General features: G+C 61.8%; 19 protein-coding genes and 3 pseudogenes. 11 read left to right on the top strand and 11 right to left on the bottom strand.

Features of this window, described 5'->3' with window-relative positions:
* Window positions 1–325: 325 nt before the first annotated feature.
* Window positions 326–844 carry a hypothetical protein gene (locus U0023_RS24680; protein WP_009492049.1) on the bottom strand — a complete coding sequence of 173 codons (519 nt, stop codon included), beginning with the start codon at window positions 842–844 and terminating at the stop codon, window positions 326–328.
* Between the two features lie 195 nt (window positions 845–1,039).
* On the opposite strand from U0023_RS24680, the gene U0023_RS24675 reads away from it, so the two are divergent.
* Window positions 1,040–3,115: an ATP-dependent helicase gene (locus U0023_RS24675; protein ID WP_040638793.1), complete on the top strand. Its 2,076-nt coding sequence runs from the start codon at window positions 1,040–1,042 to the stop codon at window positions 3,113–3,115.
* A 20-nt stretch (window positions 3,116–3,135) separates the two neighbouring features.
* Here the strand turns inward: U0023_RS24675 and U0023_RS24670 are convergent, their stop codons facing one another.
* Both U0023_RS24670 and U0023_RS24665 read right to left on the bottom strand, forming a co-directional pair.
* Entirely contained in the window at window positions 3,136–3,366 is a 231-nt protein-coding gene (locus U0023_RS24670) for a helix-turn-helix domain-containing protein (protein ID WP_009492045.1), read from the bottom strand.
* A gap of 17 nt (window positions 3,367–3,383) precedes the next feature.
* Window positions 3,384–3,674 (bottom strand): annotated as a pseudogene (locus U0023_RS24665) (YrrC family ATP-dependent DNA helicase); the annotation flags it as partial.
* A gap of 230 nt (window positions 3,675–3,904) precedes the next feature.
* Here U0023_RS24665 and U0023_RS24660 point away from each other — a divergent pair.
* The 5 genes from U0023_RS24660 (at window position 3,905) to U0023_RS24640 (ending at window position 8,590) form a co-directional block, all read left to right on the top strand.
* Window positions 3,905–4,297, top strand: a complete 393-nt coding sequence (locus tag U0023_RS24660; protein ID WP_009492041.1) for a hypothetical protein — start codon at window positions 3,905–3,907, stop codon at window positions 4,295–4,297.
* 540 nt (window positions 4,298–4,837) lie between these two features.
* A complete protein-coding gene (locus U0023_RS24655) occupies window positions 4,838–5,485 on the top strand; it encodes a TetR/AcrR family transcriptional regulator (protein WP_009492039.1) in 648 nt (215 codons plus the stop codon).
* A complete protein-coding gene (locus U0023_RS24650; RefSeq protein WP_009492037.1) occupies window positions 5,482–6,471 on the top strand; it encodes an HlyD family secretion protein in 990 nt (329 codons plus the stop codon). Before U0023_RS24655 ends, U0023_RS24650 begins: the two co-directional genes overlap by 4 nt.
* On the top strand, window positions 6,468–7,424 hold the full coding sequence (locus tag U0023_RS24645) for an ABC transporter ATP-binding protein (protein WP_009492035.1): 957 nt from the start codon (window positions 6,468–6,470) through the stop codon (window positions 7,422–7,424). Before U0023_RS24650 ends, U0023_RS24645 begins: the two co-directional genes overlap by 4 nt.
* Window positions 7,421–8,590 (top strand): ABC transporter permease, encoded by a 1,170-nt coding sequence (locus tag U0023_RS24640; RefSeq protein WP_009492033.1) that lies wholly within the window; start codon window positions 7,421–7,423, stop codon window positions 8,588–8,590. Before U0023_RS24645 ends, U0023_RS24640 begins: the two co-directional genes overlap by 4 nt.
* Window positions 8,591–8,933: 343 nt before the next feature.
* Here the strand turns inward: U0023_RS24640 and U0023_RS24635 are convergent, their stop codons facing one another.
* Window positions 8,934–9,548, bottom strand: coding sequence for an NAD(P)H-dependent oxidoreductase (locus tag U0023_RS24635; protein WP_009492031.1), 615 nt, complete (start codon window positions 9,546–9,548; stop codon window positions 8,934–8,936).
* 78 nt (window positions 9,549–9,626) lie between these two features.
* Between U0023_RS24635 and U0023_RS24630 the strand changes: the two genes are divergently transcribed.
* Together U0023_RS24630 and U0023_RS24625 are read left to right on the top strand one after the other, a co-directional pair.
* Window positions 9,627–10,250 (top strand): TetR/AcrR family transcriptional regulator, encoded by a 624-nt coding sequence (locus U0023_RS24630; protein WP_009492029.1) that lies wholly within the window; start codon window positions 9,627–9,629, stop codon window positions 10,248–10,250.
* Between the two features lie 597 nt (window positions 10,251–10,847).
* On the top strand, window positions 10,848–11,306 hold the full coding sequence (locus tag U0023_RS24625; RefSeq protein WP_009492025.1) for a hypothetical protein: 459 nt from the start codon (window positions 10,848–10,850) through the stop codon (window positions 11,304–11,306).
* A 54-nt stretch (window positions 11,307–11,360) separates the two neighbouring features.
* Here the strand turns inward: U0023_RS24625 and U0023_RS24620 are convergent, their stop codons facing one another.
* The 7 genes and pseudogenes from U0023_RS24620 to U0023_RS24595 form a co-directional block, all read right to left on the bottom strand.
* Entirely contained in the window at window positions 11,361–11,924 is a 564-nt protein-coding gene (locus tag U0023_RS24620; protein ID WP_009492023.1) for an AAA family ATPase, read from the bottom strand.
* The gene (gene aac(3) / locus U0023_RS24615; protein WP_009492021.1) at window positions 11,925–12,758 is read right to left on the bottom strand and encodes an aminoglycoside 3-N-acetyltransferase; all 834 of its coding nucleotides are present in this window, start codon (window positions 12,756–12,758) and stop codon (window positions 11,925–11,927) included.
* 60 nt (window positions 12,759–12,818) lie between these two features.
* Window positions 12,819–13,309, bottom strand: a pseudogene (locus U0023_RS35640) (carbon-nitrogen hydrolase family protein).
* A 4-nt stretch (window positions 13,310–13,313) separates the two neighbouring features.
* On the bottom strand, window positions 13,314–13,478 hold the full coding sequence (locus tag U0023_RS24610) for a hypothetical protein (protein WP_009492017.1): 165 nt from the start codon (window positions 13,476–13,478) through the stop codon (window positions 13,314–13,316).
* A 2-nt stretch (window positions 13,479–13,480) separates the two neighbouring features.
* Window positions 13,481–14,368: a protein-L-isoaspartate O-methyltransferase family protein gene (locus tag U0023_RS24605; RefSeq protein WP_009492015.1), complete on the bottom strand. Its 888-nt coding sequence runs from the start codon at window positions 14,366–14,368 to the stop codon at window positions 13,481–13,483.
* Window positions 14,369–14,504: 136 nt separating this feature from the next.
* On the bottom strand, window positions 14,505–15,776 hold the full coding sequence (locus U0023_RS24600; protein WP_009492013.1) for a class I tRNA ligase family protein: 1,272 nt from the start codon (window positions 15,774–15,776) through the stop codon (window positions 14,505–14,507).
* A 220-nt stretch (window positions 15,777–15,996) separates the two neighbouring features.
* Complete coding sequence (locus U0023_RS24595; RefSeq protein WP_052600545.1) at window positions 15,997–16,401, bottom strand: NUDIX hydrolase; 405 nt, start codon at window positions 16,399–16,401, stop codon at window positions 15,997–15,999.
* Window positions 16,402–16,655: 254 nt separating this feature from the next.
* On the opposite strand from U0023_RS24595, the pseudogene U0023_RS24590 reads away from it, so the two are divergent.
* The 3 genes and pseudogenes from U0023_RS24590 to U0023_RS24580 all read left to right on the top strand — a co-directional run bounded on the left by U0023_RS24590 (window position 16,656) and on the right by U0023_RS24580 (window position 18,813).
* Window positions 16,656–17,453, top strand: a pseudogene (locus U0023_RS24590) (class I SAM-dependent methyltransferase).
* 13 nt (window positions 17,454–17,466) lie between these two features.
* On the top strand, window positions 17,467–18,024 hold the full coding sequence (locus tag U0023_RS24585; protein ID WP_009492005.1) for a GNAT family N-acetyltransferase: 558 nt from the start codon (window positions 17,467–17,469) through the stop codon (window positions 18,022–18,024).
* A gap of 219 nt (window positions 18,025–18,243) precedes the next feature.
* Entirely contained in the window at window positions 18,244–18,813 is a 570-nt protein-coding gene (locus tag U0023_RS24580) for a diacylglycerol kinase catalytic domain-containing protein (protein ID WP_009492003.1), read from the top strand.
* The last annotated feature ends 288 nt before the right edge of the window (window positions 18,814–19,101 follow it).

The raw sequence follows: 19,101 nt of genomic DNA, 5'->3' as shown, positions 1-19,101 counted from the left end.
GCACTACGGGCCTGGGCTAATGGGGTACCAGACGGGCGCTCGCATCGTCAGACAAGCGCAGGAACAGCTCGTGCTGGAGTACATCCGTCCGGCACGGTCTCATCGGAGCACACGGTGACGCCCGTCGCTCACGAAGTCCACATACGATGTCCGCTGGGGTAAGCCTGATATAAGGACTGAAATACAATTGGCAAGCGGATCAGGGCGAACATTGTGTCGCAGGCTCGCCACAGTTGTAGGACTGGAGACCATCACATCGAAATGCCGAAGTCGCTCGGCCGAGCACCGAGATGCGACTGAGCTCTGCTCACCGCGATCGTAACTCCTAGCGTCCTCCTGGCTCCTGCAGCGAGATCCCCGCTGGCACCTTCAGTTCGCCTTCTTCCCGATCCAGGTTGATGAACCGACCGTTCTTGGGAATGACCAACCCCTCCCCGATCTTTGGCAGCTTGGACAGGGCGGTACAGGTGATCGCCGAGCGTTCTCCCGACGAGGTCTCGGTGCCCCTGAGCCGCGCAGTGGCCCGCCCCGGGCCTGAAAAGCTCCCGTCGATCCGCATGCTCTGATCGGGGAACGCCCAGGTGAAGCGCCGGCCTGTCTGCCTCCACTGGCCCGGCCATTGGCCCGGTTTGGTTCGGGAGGAATCGAAGATGTAGGGGCTCACCTCGTCGTTCTCGAACTCCCCTCCCCCGACACCACCACCCGGATAGAAGGTGATGACGAACTGAGATCGGTCAGAGGCGCGGGTGCATTGCCACAGGGAACCTGCGAGGCTCAGTCCGTCAGCCAGAGTTGCGGCGGGGGCAAAGACAATCGCAACCGCGGCAAGCAGAATGCCTCTCATGGCTCTTTCTCCGGCCCTAGGAACGACGCCGCTGCACGGTAATCTGCAGTCCCTTACCAAACTTGTCTGCCGTTCCGAAGATCACACCCCTCCCAACAGGATTTGGATCGGGAGCAGCCCATCTTCCCTTGCGAACAAAACCAGAAACAAGGATCAATCGTCCGAGAAGAAGCAGGGGGCGATTCGTCAGTGTCCATTTCGGGCGGTTATCTCGACAAACTCAACCCACAGCAGCGGCGGGCAGTGGAACATGGTGTCAACGACGGGAGGGCTCCGCCCTCGCCGCGCCCGCTCTTGGTGATTGCCGGGGCAGGATCGGGCAAGACCAACACCTTGGCCCACCGGGTGGCGCATCTGATCGTCAACGGCGCCGATCCCCGCCGCATCCTCCTGCTGACCTTCTCCCGTCGGGCCGCCGCCGAGATGGCGCGCCGGGTCGAGCGGATCGCGAGCCAGGTTCTGGGACAGAGCGCTGGCGTGATGACCGACGCCCTCACCTGGGCCGGCACGTTCCACGGCATCGGCGCTAGGCTCCTGCGCGACTACGCGCCCGAAATCGGTCTCGACCCTGCCTTCACGATCCATGACCGCGAGGACTCGGCTGACCTGATGAACCTCGTCCGGCACGAACGCGGGTTCTCCTCGACGGAGAGCCGCTTTCCCGCCAAAGGCACCTGTCTGGCGATCTACTCCCGTTGCGTGAACGCCGAGACGGCCCTCGAGGAGGTGCTGCGAGCCTCGTATCCATGGTGCGCCGGCTGGACCACCGAGTTGCGGCAGTTGTTTGCGTCCTATGTCGAGGCCAAACAGCGCCAGAACGTGCTCGATTACGACGACCTTCTGCTCTACTGGTCCCAGATGGCCGCCGAACCCTCGATCGCAGCCGAACTGGGTGGGCGCTTTGATCATGTCCTCGTCGACGAGTACCAGGACACGAACCGGCTGCAGTCCTCGATCCTGCTCGCCCTCAAGCCCGACGGCCAGGGGCTGACGGTTGTTGGAGACGATGCCCAGTCGATCTATTCCTTCCGCGCTGCGACCGTCCGCAACATCCTGGATTTCCCGGCGCAGTTCAGTCCGCCAGCTGAGATCGTCACCCTCGACCGCAACTACCGCTCCTCCCAGCCGATCCTGGCCGCGGCCAATGCGGTGATCGAGCTCGCCTCGGAGCGCTTCACCAAGAACCTCTGGACAGACCGAACCTCTGCCGAGCGGCCGCAGCTGGTGGCCGTGCGCGACGAGGGCGATCAGGCCCGCTACGTGGTCGAGCAGGTGCTGGCGAACCGCGAGAACGGGATGAGTCTCAAGCAGCAGGCGGTGCTGTTTCGCACCTCCCATCACAGTGGACCGCTGGAGGTGGAGCTGACCCGCCGTAACGTCCCCTTCGTGAAGTTCGGGGGCCTCAAGTTCCTTGACGCCGCCCACGTCAAGGACGTGCTGGCGATGCTGCGCTTCGTCCAGAACCCACGCGATCGGGTCGCCGGCTTCCGGCTGATGCAGCTTCTGCCCGGCGTCGGGCCGACCTCGGCTCAGCGCGTGCTCGATCGCATGCATGACGCCGCCGATCCGATCGGAGCGCTGCTGGAAGTGCCTTCCCCGCCCCGGGCAGGAGACGAGTGGCACCGGTTTGTCGACACGATTGCACAGCTTCGCGCGGGCACCCCAGGATGGCCGGCGGAACTCGAACAGGCGCGAACCTGGTACGAGCCCCACCTCGAGCGTATGCACGATGATGCCGCGACCCGCAAAGCCGACCTGATCCAGTTGGAGCAGATTGCAGGAGGCTATACCTCCCGCGAGCGCTTCCTGACCGAGCTTACACTCGATCCGCCGGATGCCACGAGCGATCAGGCTGGAGTGCCTCTGCGCGATGAGGACTACCTGATCCTGTCGACCATCCATTCCGCCAAGGGCCAGGAATGGAAGTCGGTGTTCGTGCTGAACGTGGTCGATGGCTGCATCCCGTCCGATCTCGGTACCGGCACCACGGCGGAGATCGAGGAGGAGCGGCGGGTTCTCTACGTCGCCATGACGCGGGCCAAGGACAGTCTACACCTCGTTGTGCCGCAGCGGTTCTTCACCCATCAACAACCCGCCACGGGTGATCGTCATGTTTATGCCGCCCGCACCCGATTCATTCCAAGCGCCCTCCTGAAACAGTTTGAGAAGAGATCATGGCCGCTGGTCGCACCGGAACAACCAACCGGACCATCGTTCACCAGAGACGTTCGCATCGACATTGGAGCCAAGATGCGGGGAATGTGGCGCTAGAGAACTGATGTCGGCGGCTGTTAGACGATGCCCCACGCTCGATAGCGGGTCCGGCCCGTGAGTTCCCGCAGAAGGGCCCCGCCTAACTGCTGCAGCATGAGGTCCACTGCTTTTGGGGTGACCTTCAGCAGTTTGACGCCGAGCGGCACCGTCACCAACGGGCGGGACAGAGAGAGATCGAGCAGCCCCGGCAGTTTGGAGCCGGAGCACATCCTCGCGATCACCCGGCCCATCAACTCGCAAACGAGCATCGGCCCTTCCACAAATTCTCAATGCCCTCTGCCCCAGTCGGCGGGGTGGTCTTCAGAACCTCGGCCTTGAACTGGAGGCCGTGCGTGCGGTCGCTGATCCATAGTCCGCTTGCCGTGATCCACTCCCCGGCCGACACCGCCGGGGTATGGCCCACGACTGTCACAAGGTCACGTTTGCCCCGCGTATGCACCTTCAGGACGGCAAAGCCATTGTCCGCATTGTGGAAGGTGACGCGCTCGACTGAGCCCGCGAGGGTCTCCAGGGCAGGTCGCTGGTCGGCCTGTGCGGGTCGGAACATCTGGTTCATGGTGCCTGCCAGGAGTAATTCCCAGCCTCTTCGACTTTATCGCTGGATGGCGCTGCTGACGAGATGGAGCTTCTCCGCCCCTATCCCTACCAAGGCTGTCAAAACCGATCTCTCGGACGGCTCGCAGCAAACTCGAAGGAAGATGCAGGAGGTCAAAGCGTGACTTGACCCTGATATAGGTTCTATGTTTGTTCTTTCTGAGGCATAGATCAAGAAAGGTCCACCAGATCATGATTCGCACCGGCTCAGACCGAAAGCTCACCGAACCCGGTGAGGCCGAGCAGCAGGTAAAGGACCTGAAGCGACTGCTCGCGAAAGCTGAGCAGCAGATCAGGACGCTGCAAGAGAAGGTTGCGGATCAGAAGCAGCAAATTCGTGAGTTCCAGGCCCAGGCTAGACACGAGGATGGCCTTACCGCCGAGCGTGAAGAACTGAAAGCTGAGATCGCGGACCTGAAGGGTGAAATCAAAGAACTGACCCGCGCCAACCGGGAGCATGTGGAGAAGGTCGATGCGCTCCGGGTCGAGAACGCAAGGCTGAAGGCTGGAGCGAAGGTCCAGTCGTCGAGCAGACTGGGCGCTCAGGCAGACCTCCGGGGATCACCACAGCCCTTGCTGTCCTGATGATCGGAGAGGCAGGCTGGTCTACGGTTCTCCCGGAATAGCTCCTGGATCGTTGCCTCACGAGCATCCATATCGATGGCATGGCGAAGACATCAAAGCCCAACCCAGGTAAATCGCGGGGCAGGCGCAAGGCCCCTGATCCAATCAGCGTTTGGCTGCCTGTGAATCGGCACCGAAGCTTCGACCCCTGCTTGGGGAAGCGCAACGCCTTGGTTGAGCGACCCAACCCAGAAATCCAGCGGGGTTACGATCGGCGCCGACGATGACCCCGCTGACGCCATGAATTCGCTAGCGACGTCATATGCCTAACTGCAAATGGCTAAAGGGTCTGCATTCGGTGCTGATTCACAGTCTGATCGGCCCCTCAGGCGCCACGTATAGGCAGACGAAGCAGCACCCGAGAATTTTTCAACATCGCCAAGAAGAGACATTCCGCAGTCGCTCGTTGGGCTCTTCCCACCCAGCGAGCTTACGCCTCGACACAGAACTGCGGACGGAGTAAAATGACTGACCAGTCAGTCATAAGCGAGACGGTAGGCAATGGCGACGAAGCGGCATGCTTTCAAGAATACCCCCGCCCGAAGCGAGAGCGAGCGCCGAGCGAAGCTTCAGGCGATCCTCGACGCCGCGCTCGACGTCTTCCTGGACAATGGTTTCGCAGAAGCCCGCCTCGACGACGTGGCCGCCCGGGCCGGCGTCGCCAAGGGCACGATTTACCTCTACGTGCCATCCAAGCAGGCGCTATTCGAGGCACTGGCACAATCCGGAATCGGTGGAGCGATCGCAACAATCGAGCAAAAGGTCCTCGCCCTCGACATCCCAGCCGAGGAGCAACTCAAGGCCCTCTTTGCCTTCCTGCACCAGGAGGTGCTTGGCACCCGTCGGGGCGATATCGTGCGCCTGCTGCTGCGGGAGGCGTCCCGCTTCCCCGAACTCGCGGAAATCTATCATCGCGAGGTCATCAGCCGCGGTCTGGGACTTCTGCGCACCATTGCCGAGCGCGGCGTCGCCCGCGGCGAGTTCCGCTCGGACGAGCTCGTGCGGTTTCCCCAGCTTGCCATCGCGCCGGGGCTGGTGGCGCTTCTCTGGACGAGTTTGTTCCAGCGACTTGAGCCGATCGATGTTGGCGCGATGCTGGAGGCGCATCTCGCTCTCATGATGAAGGCGCTGAAAGATCCCTCGTCATGAAACGCAGGCTGGCCATCGCTACTCTTGCGGTCCTGCTCCTGGCGGGCGGGGCCAGTGCTTGGTTCCTGCTGCGCCCACAGGCGAGCGACACCGGCTTTCAGGGCTACGTCGAAGGCTACTTGATCTTCATGGCGCCGGAAGACGGCGGGCGCATCGAACAGCTTGCGGTCGATTCCGCCGACCGGGTCACGCAAGGCCAACTGCTCTTCAGGCTCGAATCCTCCATGCAGATTGCTCAGCGCAACGAAGCCGAGGCGCGGCTGCATCAGGCCAGAGCCCAGTTGGCCGATCTCCAGACTGCTCTGCAGCGCCCGGAGCAGATCGCAATTCTGAAGGCCCAAGAGGGGCGGGCACAAGCGCAGCTCAGCCTCTCACAAGCCGAGCTCGACCGGCAACATACTCTCTTCGAGCGTGGCATCGCCTCTAAGGCCCAGTTCGATCAGGCCCGCACCGCCTTCGAGCGCGACAAGGCTGCCGTGGAAGAGGCGCAGCGCCAAATTGAGGCTGGACAGATCACTGGCCGTACCGCCGAGATCAGGGCCGCCGAAGCTTCCGTACAGGCTGCTGAGGCGGCTCTCCGCCAAGCCGAGACACGCCTCGCCCGTCGCCAGGTGGTCGCGCCCGCCGCAGCCCAGGTCCAGGACGTCTATTTCCGCGCTGGCGAAACGGTGAGTGCCAGTCAACCGGTCCTCGCGCTGCTGCCGCCGGAGAACCGGCGCATTCGCTTCTACGTTCCGGAGCCGCGCCTCTCCACCCTTGCGCTGGGCACCTTCGTTGGTCTCTCATGCGACAGCTGCCCAACGCGCCTCCAGGCACGGATCAGCTTCATCGCCCGCGAGGCCGAGTTCACTCCGCCTATTGTCTTCAGCGAGGAGGAGCGCGCCAAGCTTGTTTTCCGGGTTGAGGCGCGCCCCGTCGACGGTGCCGAATTGCCGATCGGCCTGCCTGTGACTGTCACGCCAATCGAGACGGAGGCAGGATCATGAGCACCGGCCCGGCCGCCCTGTCCGCGAGCTCGTCCGACGTCGTCATCGACGTGCATGGGCTCACCAAATCTTTCGGTGGCCGGACTGTGGTGCGAAATCTATCCATGCAGGTCCGTCGCGGGCTGATCTACGGCTTTCTTGGCCCCAACGGCAGCGGCAAGACCACCACGCTGCGTATGCTCTGCGGGCTGCTGACGCCGGACGACGGGCGTGGCATCTGCTTGGGCTATGACATCCGCACGCAGTCGGTCGAGATCAAACGCCACGTGGGCTACATGACCCAGCGTTTCTCCCTCTATGCCGATCTCTCGATCCGCGAAAATCTCGAATTCGTTGCTCGTGTCTACAACATCGCCGATCCGCACGCGGCGGCTGGCGGCGCGATCCGCCGGCTCGGGCTCGAGAACCGCGCCGAGCAGCTCGCGGGTGAATTGTCGGGGGGCTGGAAGCAGCGCTTGGCGCTTGGTGCCTGCATCTTGCCGGGCCCACAACTCCTGTTGCTCGATGAACCGACCGCCGGCGTCGATCCGAAGGCCCGCCGTGACTTTTGGGATGAGATCCACACGCTGGCCCATGAGGGCATCACGGTGCTGGTCTCAACCCACTACATGGACGAAGCCGAGCGCTGCCACGAGATTGCCTACATCGCCTATGGGGACCTGCTCACGCAGGGCTCGGTCGATGAGGTGATCGCGAACGCGCACCTGACCACCTACAATGTCACGGGTCCAGAGCTCGCGGGCCTGGCCGAGCACCTGAAGTCTCTCCCCGGCGTCGACATGGTGGCGCCCTTTGGTACGGCGCTGCACGTGAGCGGACGCGATGCGAAACGGCTCGACGCGGCGACACATGACCTGCGGGAGAGCGGACCACAGGTCTGGACCCCAGGCCATGCAAGTCTCGAGGATGTGTTCATCGACCTGATGAGTCGCACGAAGGATAATTTCGCATGAGCGTCGGAGCGGCCATCCCGCGGCACACGCAGGGCCTCCAGGCTTCGATGGAACGCATCTACGCCGCCTTCATCAAGGAGCTGCTGCAGCTTCGTCGCGACCGCATTACGTTTGCGACAATGATCTTCATCCCGCTCTTCCAGCTCTTCCTGTTCGGCTACGCCATCAATACCGACCCCAAACACCTGCCGACCGCAGTACTGATTCAGGACGAGAGCTCTTTTGCACGCTCCTTTCTGGCGGCCATGCAGGTGAGCGAATATTTCGACATCCAGGCGAGCGCTGCGAGCGAGGAGGAGCTCGATCATCTCATCCTGTCGGGCCGGGTCCAGTTCGGCGTGCAGATCCCGGCCCATTTCGGCCGCGACCTGATCCGCGGCGAACGCCCCGCCGTGCTGGTGATCGCGGATGCGAGCGACCCCGTGGCGGCCGGAGGCGCGGTGTCGGCCTTACAGGGTCTATCATCGAGCGTCTTCTCTCGCGAGCTCACCGGATCGGTGGCTAATCTCGCGCCGAAGCCCCTGCCCTACGAATTACGCATTCACCGCCGCTACAACCCGGCCGGCGAGACACGCCTCAACATTGTACCCGGCCTCATGGGCACAATCCTGACGCTGACCATGCTGATCTTCACGGCGCTCTCGGTCACGCGGGAGGTTGAGCGCGGCACTATGGAGAGCCTGCTTGCCATGCCGATCCGCCCCGTCGAGATCATGCTGGGAAAGATTGGCCCTTACCTGGCAATTGGCAGCATGCAGGCGGGGTTGATCCTCGGGGCCGCCAAGATTCTCTTCGGCGTGCCCATCATCGGCAGCCTCCCGGTTCTCGTAGCGCTGACGCTGTTGTTCATCCTGGCCAACCTGTCAGTGGGCTACACCTTCTCGACCATCGCCACGAGCCAGCTCCAGGCGATGCAGATGTCGTTCTTCTTCTTTCTTCCGAACATGCTGCTCTCAGGATTTATGTTCCCGTTCCGCGGCATGCCGGTGTGGGCGCAGACCATCGGCGAGATCCTGCCCCTGACCCACTACCTGCGCATCGTGCGCGGCGTCATGCTGAAAGGGGCTGGCTTTATGGATCTTCAGGTCGACGTGCTGGCGCTCGCCGCCTTCACACTGGCGGCGATGATCATCGCCGTTCTGCGGTTTCGGCAGACGCTCGACTGAGCTTCTCGATTGGGGCTGTGTCGCAAGCCCTGAGTATGGGCCGAGTGTGTGCGCGTGGGGTCCGTAACGTCTATGCGGATAGCTGAGCCGGAATGTCTCCTTGGGGTTATCTAAGGAAGTTGCCCACGACCCAGGAAGGTCTGCTGTCCCCTTCCTCAACAGACCTTCGGCCTAGTTCGCGAATGTGTCGTTTCCCGACCTTCAGAAGTTGCGTGCCTTAAGCCGGGGGACGATGTGCAAGCGGCCAGAGGCCTGGCGGCTCCAACCACGCTGGAGGGGCTGATGCTGCTGGGGGCAACGAGATCGCGTTCGTGGTGGGTCGGCAGCCCCGCGAGCTACGCGCTTATGCCGCCTCGGGAGCCTCGCGTCGCTCCGACGCCTTGAAGAGGTTGCAGCCGATGGCATATGCAGCATCCGGATGAGAACGGGGATCCTGCGTTTCCGCTGGAACCAGGAGCTCCGACGTCCCAACACGTGCGCCGCAGTAATCAAAGATCCCGTGATCGATCTGTGTTCTCATGGCGCCAAAGTAGCCGTGACGGGCATAAGTTCGCAGATCGGCGCCACCAATGGCAACGAGGTGGACCTGAAGGTGGCGAAGCTTCTTTACAATCTTGCCATCCGAGCCCTCATCGTAGGCCCAGCCATTGGCAAACACACGATCGATCCATCCCTTGAGCAGCCCAGGCATTGACCACCAATAGACGGGGTAGGCCAGCACGAGCGCGTCAGCCCGATCAATCCTCGCCTGCTCGGCGGCAACATCACCAGGGGGTGGCGCCTCCCTGCGAAAGAGAGCGACGTCGGCTGCGGTGAACCTCGGATCGAAGCCTTCCGCCGCAAGATCCGCGATTTCGAACGTATGACCGGAGGAGGCCACGCCCTCGGCAAGATGGCCGGCGACACTATGGGTGAGTGAGTTGGGATCGGGATGCGCAACGACGATGAGGGCGTGCATAGCAACACTCCTGGTCAATGATTGCGGCTCAGAGCCAAACATAATATACTTTTCGTAAGTTACGCATGGTATATAAGCATGTCAACTGCCCACACGAGAGAACCCGCCTCCAAGCTCAGGCCGCGCCGCCGATTATCCCGGCAGGAGCGGCATCGCCAACTTCTGGATGTGGCCTGGCGGCTGGTGCGCGAGGAGGGCACGGACGCCTTGACCCTCCCGAGGCTATCGGATGAGGCTGATGTCACGAAGCCAGTCGTCTATGATCATTTTGGCACGCGCGACGGCCTGCTGATCGCGCTCTACAGGGATTTCGACACCCGACAGACGGCCATCTTCGACGCAGCGCTTGGGTCCAGCGAGCCGACGTTGGAAGCGACAGCCAGGGTTATTGCCACCTCCTATGTCGAATGCGTCCTCACGCAGGGGCGCGAGATGCCGGGTGTTCTGGCCGCCTTAGCGGGCTCGCCGGCGATGGAAGCGGTGAAACGGGAGTACCAGGTGGCCTTCATTGAAAGGTGCCGCAGAGCGCTGGCCGCTTCCACTGGGCCGCGAGGTATTGCGCAGGCCGCCTTCTGGGCGATGCTTGGGGCCGCCGACGCCCTGTCCCATGCCGCTGTGACCGGCGAGATTACGGCGCGACAGGCACAGGACGAGCTTTTCGAGACGATCATGTCAATCGTCAGCCGAAGCTCCGGGCATTGAGCTAAGGGCCGCTTCGGCTCAACTCCAGAAAAGCGCAGGGCTCCTCCAACGTCCGCTTCATATCCACCCAACCAGAGGATAAGATCCGCCCTTCTGGGGGTGAGGCAGATCAATGGGTTTTCCAGGAAAAGTGCGAGGCAAACTCGAAACTGAACCTCAGGACATACAAATAGGTCGAGATCTGCCTGAGCCATCCTATGGTACCTCTACGCCCGCCCCTATCTGAAGAACGCAGGATAAATTCAAAACCAATCTGATCCGGTGATCTCGAGATCCATTGACCAGGACGAAACCCCAAAAAATCTGGATCAGGAGACCTCCTATGATCAATCGACCTCTCCCGCGTTTGCAAAAGGCAATGGGCCTAGCCGGGTTTAGCCAGTCCGAAACCCACTCCGCCATCTACACACGCCGGACCTACAGGGACGACTTTCTCGCAGCCGCCGAAGCCATTTGCCAGGTCGGCGGTGCTTCAAAGGCGATCAAATTCGCTATCCGCTGTTGGCATACTGAGCGGCAGCGGATTCTCTCCTGACCGTCCAAAGTTCCGAGAATTAAGGACATTTCCGCCTCGCTCACGGCATAGGCTTGGCTGCAATGGTGCTCGGTGGATCGTCTCTGGTGAGTATAGCGGCTGCCGTCGCCGCAGATCTCCCCCCATACTTCGAGGATCAAGAGGCGGTTCTGGAGCGCCCGGCAGTCCAGCGTCGGCTCGCGGTGGAGGAAACGTATAACGCCCGACTGGTCGAGCACAGGGTCATTGACCGGCGGGTGATCGAGCAGCGCTTTGTTGGTGAATATGAAGGGCCGGTCCTGGTGCCACAGCGGCCACCGCCGATTGTCCCTCTGGAGTATAGCGATGGTTATGAGGGGCCTGCCTTGGTCCCTCCCCGGAATGTCCCGATCGTCTCTGAGCAGCCGGTCCTGCCACCACCTGTATACCAGGAGAGAATTGTCGGTATCCCTGCGCCCGTGGATGAGTGTCGCGTTGTTTTAAGGAAGCGGATCGACGCCTACGGTGACGTCACAATCCGCAGAACCAGAATCTGCGAGTAAGCGCAGCTCACCGCATCCATAGCTGTCCCGCCCCGGACGCCGATGCCCACGGGTTCAATCCGACCCCGATGGAATGTGGCCGTCGGCTCCGAGCCAGCCCAGGACCTTGTCAGCCAACACTTCCGGCGTGTCGAGCCCGGTGTCCAGAAACCGGGTGCCATCCGGCATAATCTCCCGTGCGGCCAAGCAACGATTGACCTGAGCCAAGCGCCAGTCCCGGATCCGCTCATTCCGGGCGCGATCAGAAGCCATGATCTGGCGTTCAATGCGCTCACGCAGAACCGCTTCATCAATGGTGAGGAAGACATGAAGGACGTCCTCACCACGTCGCCTGAGACCACCGAGCAGCTCGTCAAGGTAATCGGGACTGACGAGTGTCATCGGCACGAGGATGTCTTGACTGTAATGCTTCCGAATCTCAATAAGCGCTGCGGCGGTCATTCCCCGCCATAGCGGCAGGTCCTGATAATCTCCGCTCGGAGCTTGGGGAACCATTGTCTTGACGATGAAACCGATTTCCTCAGGATCGAACAACAGCAGGTTTGGTTTCCGCTCGCGGAGCTTCTGAGCAAGCGTCGTCTTCCCAGAACCGAATGGGCCATTCAGCCAGATGATCATTCAAGACCCCTCCACAGGCGTGCCGGCCCAGCCGGCAAACCGCTGCTCAAGATAGCTGGCGCCGAACGAGACGATGTCCTGCGCGTCGAGCAGGTAGCAGTGCGCGTTCGCCACCCTGCCCTCTTGATGCCTTCTCAACGCGACGTAAGCCCTTGCGATCGTCTCGACAGCGTCCATCTCACCATCGTTGGCGAAGCAATCCAGGATTCCGCTTGAGTCGAAGTCTTCTGCCCGTTCCCAGACCGTCTGACCATTTGGACCGAGGAGCGGCATCTCGTAAGTGACCCGCCGTTTTGTGGGGATGTCCGCGATGGCTTCGGCGTAGTGCAGCACGGTGACCGAGTCGAGTGGTGCACCGAACATGAGGACCTTCCCTTCCCGCTTGACGAAGCGCTCAAGAGGCGATCCAGGGCCGAATGCCTGGCCGAGCCTGTGAGGCTCGATGAGTTCAGCGGCGTGAGGACCGACGGCAACCGTCGATGCGTCGGGATGCGCGCTTCTCAGCGCACCGGGCGTGTCGACGAGGAACTGATTGAGCAAGCTGAAACCAGGATAGACTCTCGCAGTGTCAGGTTTGAATGGCGGCCAATTGTGACGCATCTCTTCATCGAGCTGGGCCCCATTGAGGGTCTCACCATAAGGAGAGCGATCCCAGGAAGCATAGCCCATCAGGGTCCCGGCTGGAGCCACCGCATGGCAGAGCGCGCCGACAATCGCGTGCGCACCGCCGACCACAGGGCCGATTTTCTTGAGCGACGCATGCACCATCAGCACGTCACCACCGCTCATGCCGAGGCGACGAAGCTCTGTTGTGATCGACGTTCTGCTCGCCATGTTAGCCCCTTGAACGCCGTCAACAATCTCATACGACAGCAGGAACAATGCACTAGAGTGTCAGTTTCTCAATTCGGACGACATGCGGCTGACGTTCAAGGACGCCTCGGGAAAGTTGGCGTCGTTGCAGATATTGATGCCAAACATCCAATCATGGATGGCGAAGACCGGATAATCCGATCCGGCATCAAACCTAGGTTCATTCGGATGTGTCTTGGCGTAAGTCCCCAGCAATCGCCCTCCCGGATCACGAGGGCCGAGTTGAGGAATGAGGCTCCTCGCCGTTGGATCAGCCCGAGGATGATCGTAGTCGGGTATCTCTCCAGCGCCGATAGAACATCCCTGATCTCAGAGTTGTCTAAGGTGAGTGAGCGCGCAACGATGGTCTCCCGATCCGGGGCGTACCCTTGGAGATAGCATTCAGGAAACAGAGCGAGGTTAACCTCTTGCTGGCGGCCCCCCTCCAGATCCTCCGTGAGCTGGGACAAGACCCCACTCACATCATTAGAAAGCGGCCGGCGCTGGAAGGCTGCAACACGTAGAGAAACCATGGCGTTATGGGACCGCCTTGATCGCCTGTGTAGGCGAGGTCCCGACGATAAAGGCCGACAATGTGTCGATCACACCTGGTGCCAAGGGCAGATCCGGGTCGCTATATGCGAACAGGTTCGAGGTGCGCTCATTTCCTTTCACGCCCTTGAGAACATACCGGGCCGGCATGGTCACTCCCGCGGCGGATCGTAGGAGAGCGCCCAATCGGCCGCCGCGTACCAGCATCGCGATGGATCAACGGGCTTCTTCCAGACGAGCGTCTTCACGAACTCGGCCCCACCGCCATTGAACGCAGCCGCAAGCCGCTCCCTCTCATCCTCGTTGACCGCAAGCTGGCCTTCCGCGCAGACGAAGGTGGCCGGACTGATGATTTCGACCGAATGCTCGGACCCGTTCTTCACCACGAGCAGGACTCGGCCGCGCAGGGTGTGCCGTGGGCCCCCCGGTGATCGCGGCCGCCCCGCGACCCCGATGGGGAACACCAAGCGTCCCTTCGGACGCAGGTGCTCGATCCACGGGTCGGCCGGCCGTTCGACGGCAAAGTTCACGTATATCCCATCCACGTTGCCTTGCGGACAGAGAGCGCCATCGCCTTGAACGATCTCAACGTTTGGCCATGCCGCAAGATTGGCCCGCGCCTGCTCGGCAAGATCCGGATCGTACTCGACCGCTATCACCCTGCCGGAGGGGCCGACCAACTCGGCCAGGATAGCGCTGTAGTAGCCTGACCCAGCCCCAATATGCGCAATCGTGCTCCCGACGGCCGGATCGAGGGCATGGATCATCTGTGCATGCAGCGAAGGGCTTCCGTTATTCACCCCCCGCTCCCGCGCGAGGGCGAACAACGCGTCCTGGTAGGAATAGACGGGATCATTGGAGGGCAGAGTCACGTATCCACCGTCCGGACGATGCAGGATCAGCCAGGGCTCGTTGCCGAGGAAGCGCTCACGGGCAACAGACGCGAAGGCATGCTCCAGCCGCTCGTTGGGGCTGCCGAGCAGCCCGACCATCTGGCGGGCATAGGCGCGTCTGACGATGTCGAGCTCCGAGACAGTCATCCCGTGATCCTTCCCGTCTCATATTCCGTAGGACGGAAAACCTAGAGGCAGGACTGGTACTTGGAAAGGGCGCAACGCCCCTATGATGATCAGGGTCGTCGAAGGGATCGGACCGTGAGCGGCACCCGCCACCCGCCTACTGCGTGCCCGCTCGGAATCCCGGTGCGAAGACGCGCAGCACCTCCTCGATCCCTTGGGCCGTGTCCTCGTCCGGTCGCAGGTGCTTGTGGCGGTTGTAGAACTCCATGAACCCGCTGACGACCTTGTTGAACTTGAAGGCCCGCACGTCCTGGTCGACCTGCTCCTCGAAGGCCGACAGGTCGATGCGGTCGGATCCCCGGCTCTCCAGCCACCGCCGCATCCGTGACAGGAACCGGCGCTGCCCGGTGATGTGCTCGTCGGACCACTCCCCGCCCTCGGAATAGGGGCCGATGAACATCAGGTACAGCCGCAGCTCGTCGGGATCGTAGTCGTCGGGGCTAACGGCATTCCCCTTGGACTTCGACATCTTCGCCCCGTCCTTCCTGATGACACCCTGGTGGATCACCTTACGGAAGGGCTCCTCCTGCGGGACGACACCTAAGTCGAACAGCACCATGTGGATGAACCGGGTGTAGATCAGGTGCATGCAGGCGTGCTCGGCCCCGCCGACATAGAGGTCCACGGGCTGGTAGCAACCGTCCGGCAGGAACTCGGTGTCGCTGTCGGTCAGGTAGCGCAGGTAGTAGAACGAGGAGTCCACGAACCCGTCCAGGGTGTCCGTCTCACCCTCGATCGGGATCGGGCATCCCCATGTCCGCTGGCGCGAGACGCACCAGTCCCTCAGATCGGCCAGCCACGCCCGCTGCATCCGCTTGGTGGAATCCGGCATGTCGATCCGATCCAGGCCGGCGATCAGGCGATCCCGGTAGTCCGTGATCCGGAAGTACCATTGGTTCATCTCACCGCGCTCGACCGCGCTGGCGCAGCGCTCGCAGTGGCCATCGATGACCTGCTCGTTGGCCAGCACGGTCTCGCAGGACGGGCACCAGTTCACCTCGCCCCAGGCCTTGTAGGCCAGTCCCCGCTCGCGCAGGCGCGTGAAGATCCACTGCGTCCATTTCACGTAGGACGGCTCACAGGTGATCAGGCGCTCCTCGAAACAGGTGTTCATGCGATCCATCTGCCGCCGGAACTGCGCGATGTTCTCGTAGGTCACATCCGCCGGGTTGCGTCCGACCTTGCGGGCGTAGTTCTCGGCCGGCAGCCCGAAGGCGTCGTAGCCGAAGGGCTGGAAGACGCTCGTGCCGCGGTGCCTCAGCCAGCGGCAGTAGGAATCGATGATGGCGTAGTTGTAGTAGTGCCCCAGATGCAGCCCCGCCGCGGACGGGTACGGGAACATCACGGCACAGTAGAAGTCGGCTTTCATGGCTCAACTCTCTGCGTTCGGGCGAACGCGCGAGAGGAGCGTCGCCCAGGTTACTTCGCGGAAACGACGAAAGACCCGGCCGTCGGAACGACCGGGAGGCGAAGTCGCAGAGTGTGGGCGAATGCGATCATGGGTCTAAAGTAATAACGGTTCCGATCAGGGTCAACATCCCAGGCGCATTCCTCATGGAGTCCGGCGGACCTCTCCTGCTGCCCCTGCCTCACCCATCCAGAAGATGTCGGAGCATCTTGCCATGCCCGGCGATGAGATCCGGCCGACCGGCGCCGAGATCCCACCAGAAGAACTCGAGGGGGATCGGCGCCGGGCCTGCGTGACGCTCCTCATGCCGCCAGCGCTCCGGTGCCTCGCCTATCAGGACCGCGTGGAAGAAGAAGCGGCGGTGAACTTGCTCCCTGCCGAACGGGCGCATGTCGTAGGTGTGCTCGCCGAGGTAGCGCTCGATCCGGAAGGCGCTCAGCCCGCTCTCCTCGGGCAGCTCACGTCTGGCGGCCTCCTCAGGATCCTCGCCCGGCTCCACGGTTCCGGCCGGCACCTGGAGACCCGCTTCCGGGTGCATCGGATGGGAGACCAGCAGGAGGTCGCGCTCGCCGCGCGTGAGATACACGAACGCCTTTGGTACGGTGGGACAGTGCACAACCTCTCCTATCGCAGGTCAAGGAATCGTAAGCTCCGGGCCCCTGTTATTCGGGGAAGACCGACCTGATGGCGCGTGAAACTAGCCCCTCGGAACATGCTAAATCCTCATCATCCTATCGCGACAGGACTGAATTGCTAATGTGTCTGGTTCGTGGAACAGTCCCCTGGGGCATCTAAGCTTTGCATGACCGGCGGATATCCGCCTGGGCAGGAGAAGGAAGCATGTCGTCAATCACCTCGGTCATGGCCCAACAGTACAGCGATAGCCAAAAGCTTGCTGCCCGGGCGCGGATCAACTCAAAGTACACCATCGCCGAGGTCGGCTGGTTTCCGTGGGTCGCAGGGAAGTTGCCGCTCGAAGCGGGAGACCGCATCCTCGACGTCGGCTGCGGACCGGGCTGGTTCTGGTCTGCAACGGCCAATGGCTTACTGGAAGCCCTTGATCTCACCCTTGCAGATCTATCCCCCGGCATGGTCGAGGAAGCAGCCCAACGGTGCAAACCGTTGACCTTCAGATCAGTCCAAGGCCAGCAAGCCGACGCATCCGTCCTCCCATTCGATGATGGATCCTTCGATGCAGTGATCGCCATGCATATGCTGTACCACTTGCCGGATCCGGCAAAGGGTATCGCGGAGATGTATCGCGTGCTGAAGCCCGGAGGTTTCCTGGCGGTGACAACCAATGGCGCCGGCAACATGCGCAGGATGTATGAGCTGACAACCGTGTTCGGCAGTCCCCCGTCAGATCCGGCGGCCGCGGCCTTCGGCTTCGAAACCGCCGAACGGTTGATGTAGTCCCAATTCGGAAATGTCACCATGGCGCAACACCCCGCTCGGCTGCGTATCACGGAGCCGGAGGATGTCTTCCTGGCGCTCACGTCCTATCCGCCCGGTGACGGCGCCAGCGAGGCCCAACTCACCGAGTTCCGGGAAGCCATTGCCCGTGCCTTTGAGGAAGGTAAGGGCGTTCTTGAGGTCGCAAAGGAAGCCGGGTTGTTTCTCAGTAGAAAAACGGACTGATCAAGGTGCCTCCATGCAGCTTGAGCCCATTCCTGTCTTAGAAGGCAGAGGCATCACCCTTCGCAAAGCTCAGAGCAGCGATGTCGAGGCTCGCTTGAGGCTGGGCAATGACCCGGACATCGTGGAAATGTTCGGCGTCAGCCAGGATGCCGTTCGGCCTCCCACTCCGGAGAGCGCCGCGAGGTGGGTTCAGACCCTCATGGATCATCCCAGAGCGTGGGTGATCGCGACGGACCGGCTGATCGGAGAGGTCCGCCTGGACCGGATCGATAGGCAGGATCGGCGCGCCTCGCTGGCCATTGGAATCCTGGACCCCCAGTGCCTCGGCAAAGGACTCGGCACCCAGGCGATAATGCTGGTCCTGGGCCATGCCTTCCACGATCTGAAACTCCACCGGATCGGTGTCCGGGTGCTCGCCTACAACACCAGGGCGATCCGCGCTTACCAAAAGTGTGGCTTTCAGATTGAGGGGCGTGAGCGTGAAGCCGCCTTCGTCGACGGCCAGTGGCATGACGATGTCATCATGGGCCTCCTAGAACATGAGTTCACAGCAGGTAGGGTCATCCCATGACGATACGGATCATGTTCGTGGCCTCGCCCAAGCCAGCAGCCCAACGAGCCTTAAAGCAGCTTACGGATGAGTATGGTCAGTCTGACCTTACTGAGGCAGACTGCGTTGTTCCCATCGGCGGAGATGGCATTGCTCTCCATGCGCTCCACACTGTGCTGAAGGGATCCACCAAGCCTGTTTTCGCCATGAGGCACGAAGACTCTGTTGGGTTTCTGGCGAATGCCTTTTCGGGTCGAGGACCTCCCCAAGCGCATTCAGGCAGCAACGAGCATTCAGCTCTCCCCCCTGCGAGCAGGAAGTACGGATGCCGCTGGGCGGGTCAGGACAGCGTTCGGGATCAACGAGATTACCCTGGTGCGGCAGACCAGGCAGTCAGCGAAACTGCTCCTGACTGTGAATGGAATAGAGCGTCCGCGCCCTGTCATTGGCGACGGGACTTTGGTCGCCACCCCAGTGGGCAGCACCGCCTACAACCGCTCGGCGGGTAGCCCTAGCTTGCCTCTGAGCTCCAGGCTGCTCGTACTCATCGGATTAGCTCTCAGCCCCGCCTCCGGGTGGGCTCATGCCGTGCTCGAGGATGATGCTGTCATAGAAATTGAGGTGATCGACCCCGGTCATCACCCGGTTCGGTTAGAGACAGACATTCACGACGAGCCGGCAATCCATCGGGTCAGAATTACCAAAAGCGAAGAGCATAGTCTGACCCTGCTTTTTGACCCTGAGGCGCACCCTCATGAACGCAACTTGCAGGCCCGACTTGATCCAGCCTCCGCATACGGAGCCAGATAGACGCTGCAAAGTGGCGGAAGTCGATGTCGAATTTCGCGGAACGGGACCTTATGGAACTCAAGGGGTTTTAAAACCCCCTTGAGTCTAGAGAAGCCCGCGGCGCTCAAGGCGGTGGGGTCATTCGCCACCAAGTGTCGGTCCGGCGTTCAGGCTCTCGCCACATGCCAATGTCGTGCAGTTCACGACCATTGAGATGCTTGAGGCTCTGCAGAGCCTCTCGATCAGTGAATGGCTTGCCCCATCCGAGGACGCGGACCATCCGGCAGGCGATGCTTCTGACCGAGAGAA

The organism is Microvirga lotononidis (assembly GCF_034627025.1).
In the GTDB taxonomy this organism is placed as follows: Bacteria; Pseudomonadota; Alphaproteobacteria; order Rhizobiales; family Beijerinckiaceae; genus Microvirga; species Microvirga lotononidis.
The sequence above is the reverse complement of the archived record's forward strand: the minus strand, read 5'-3'. Positions and strand labels throughout refer to the sequence as shown.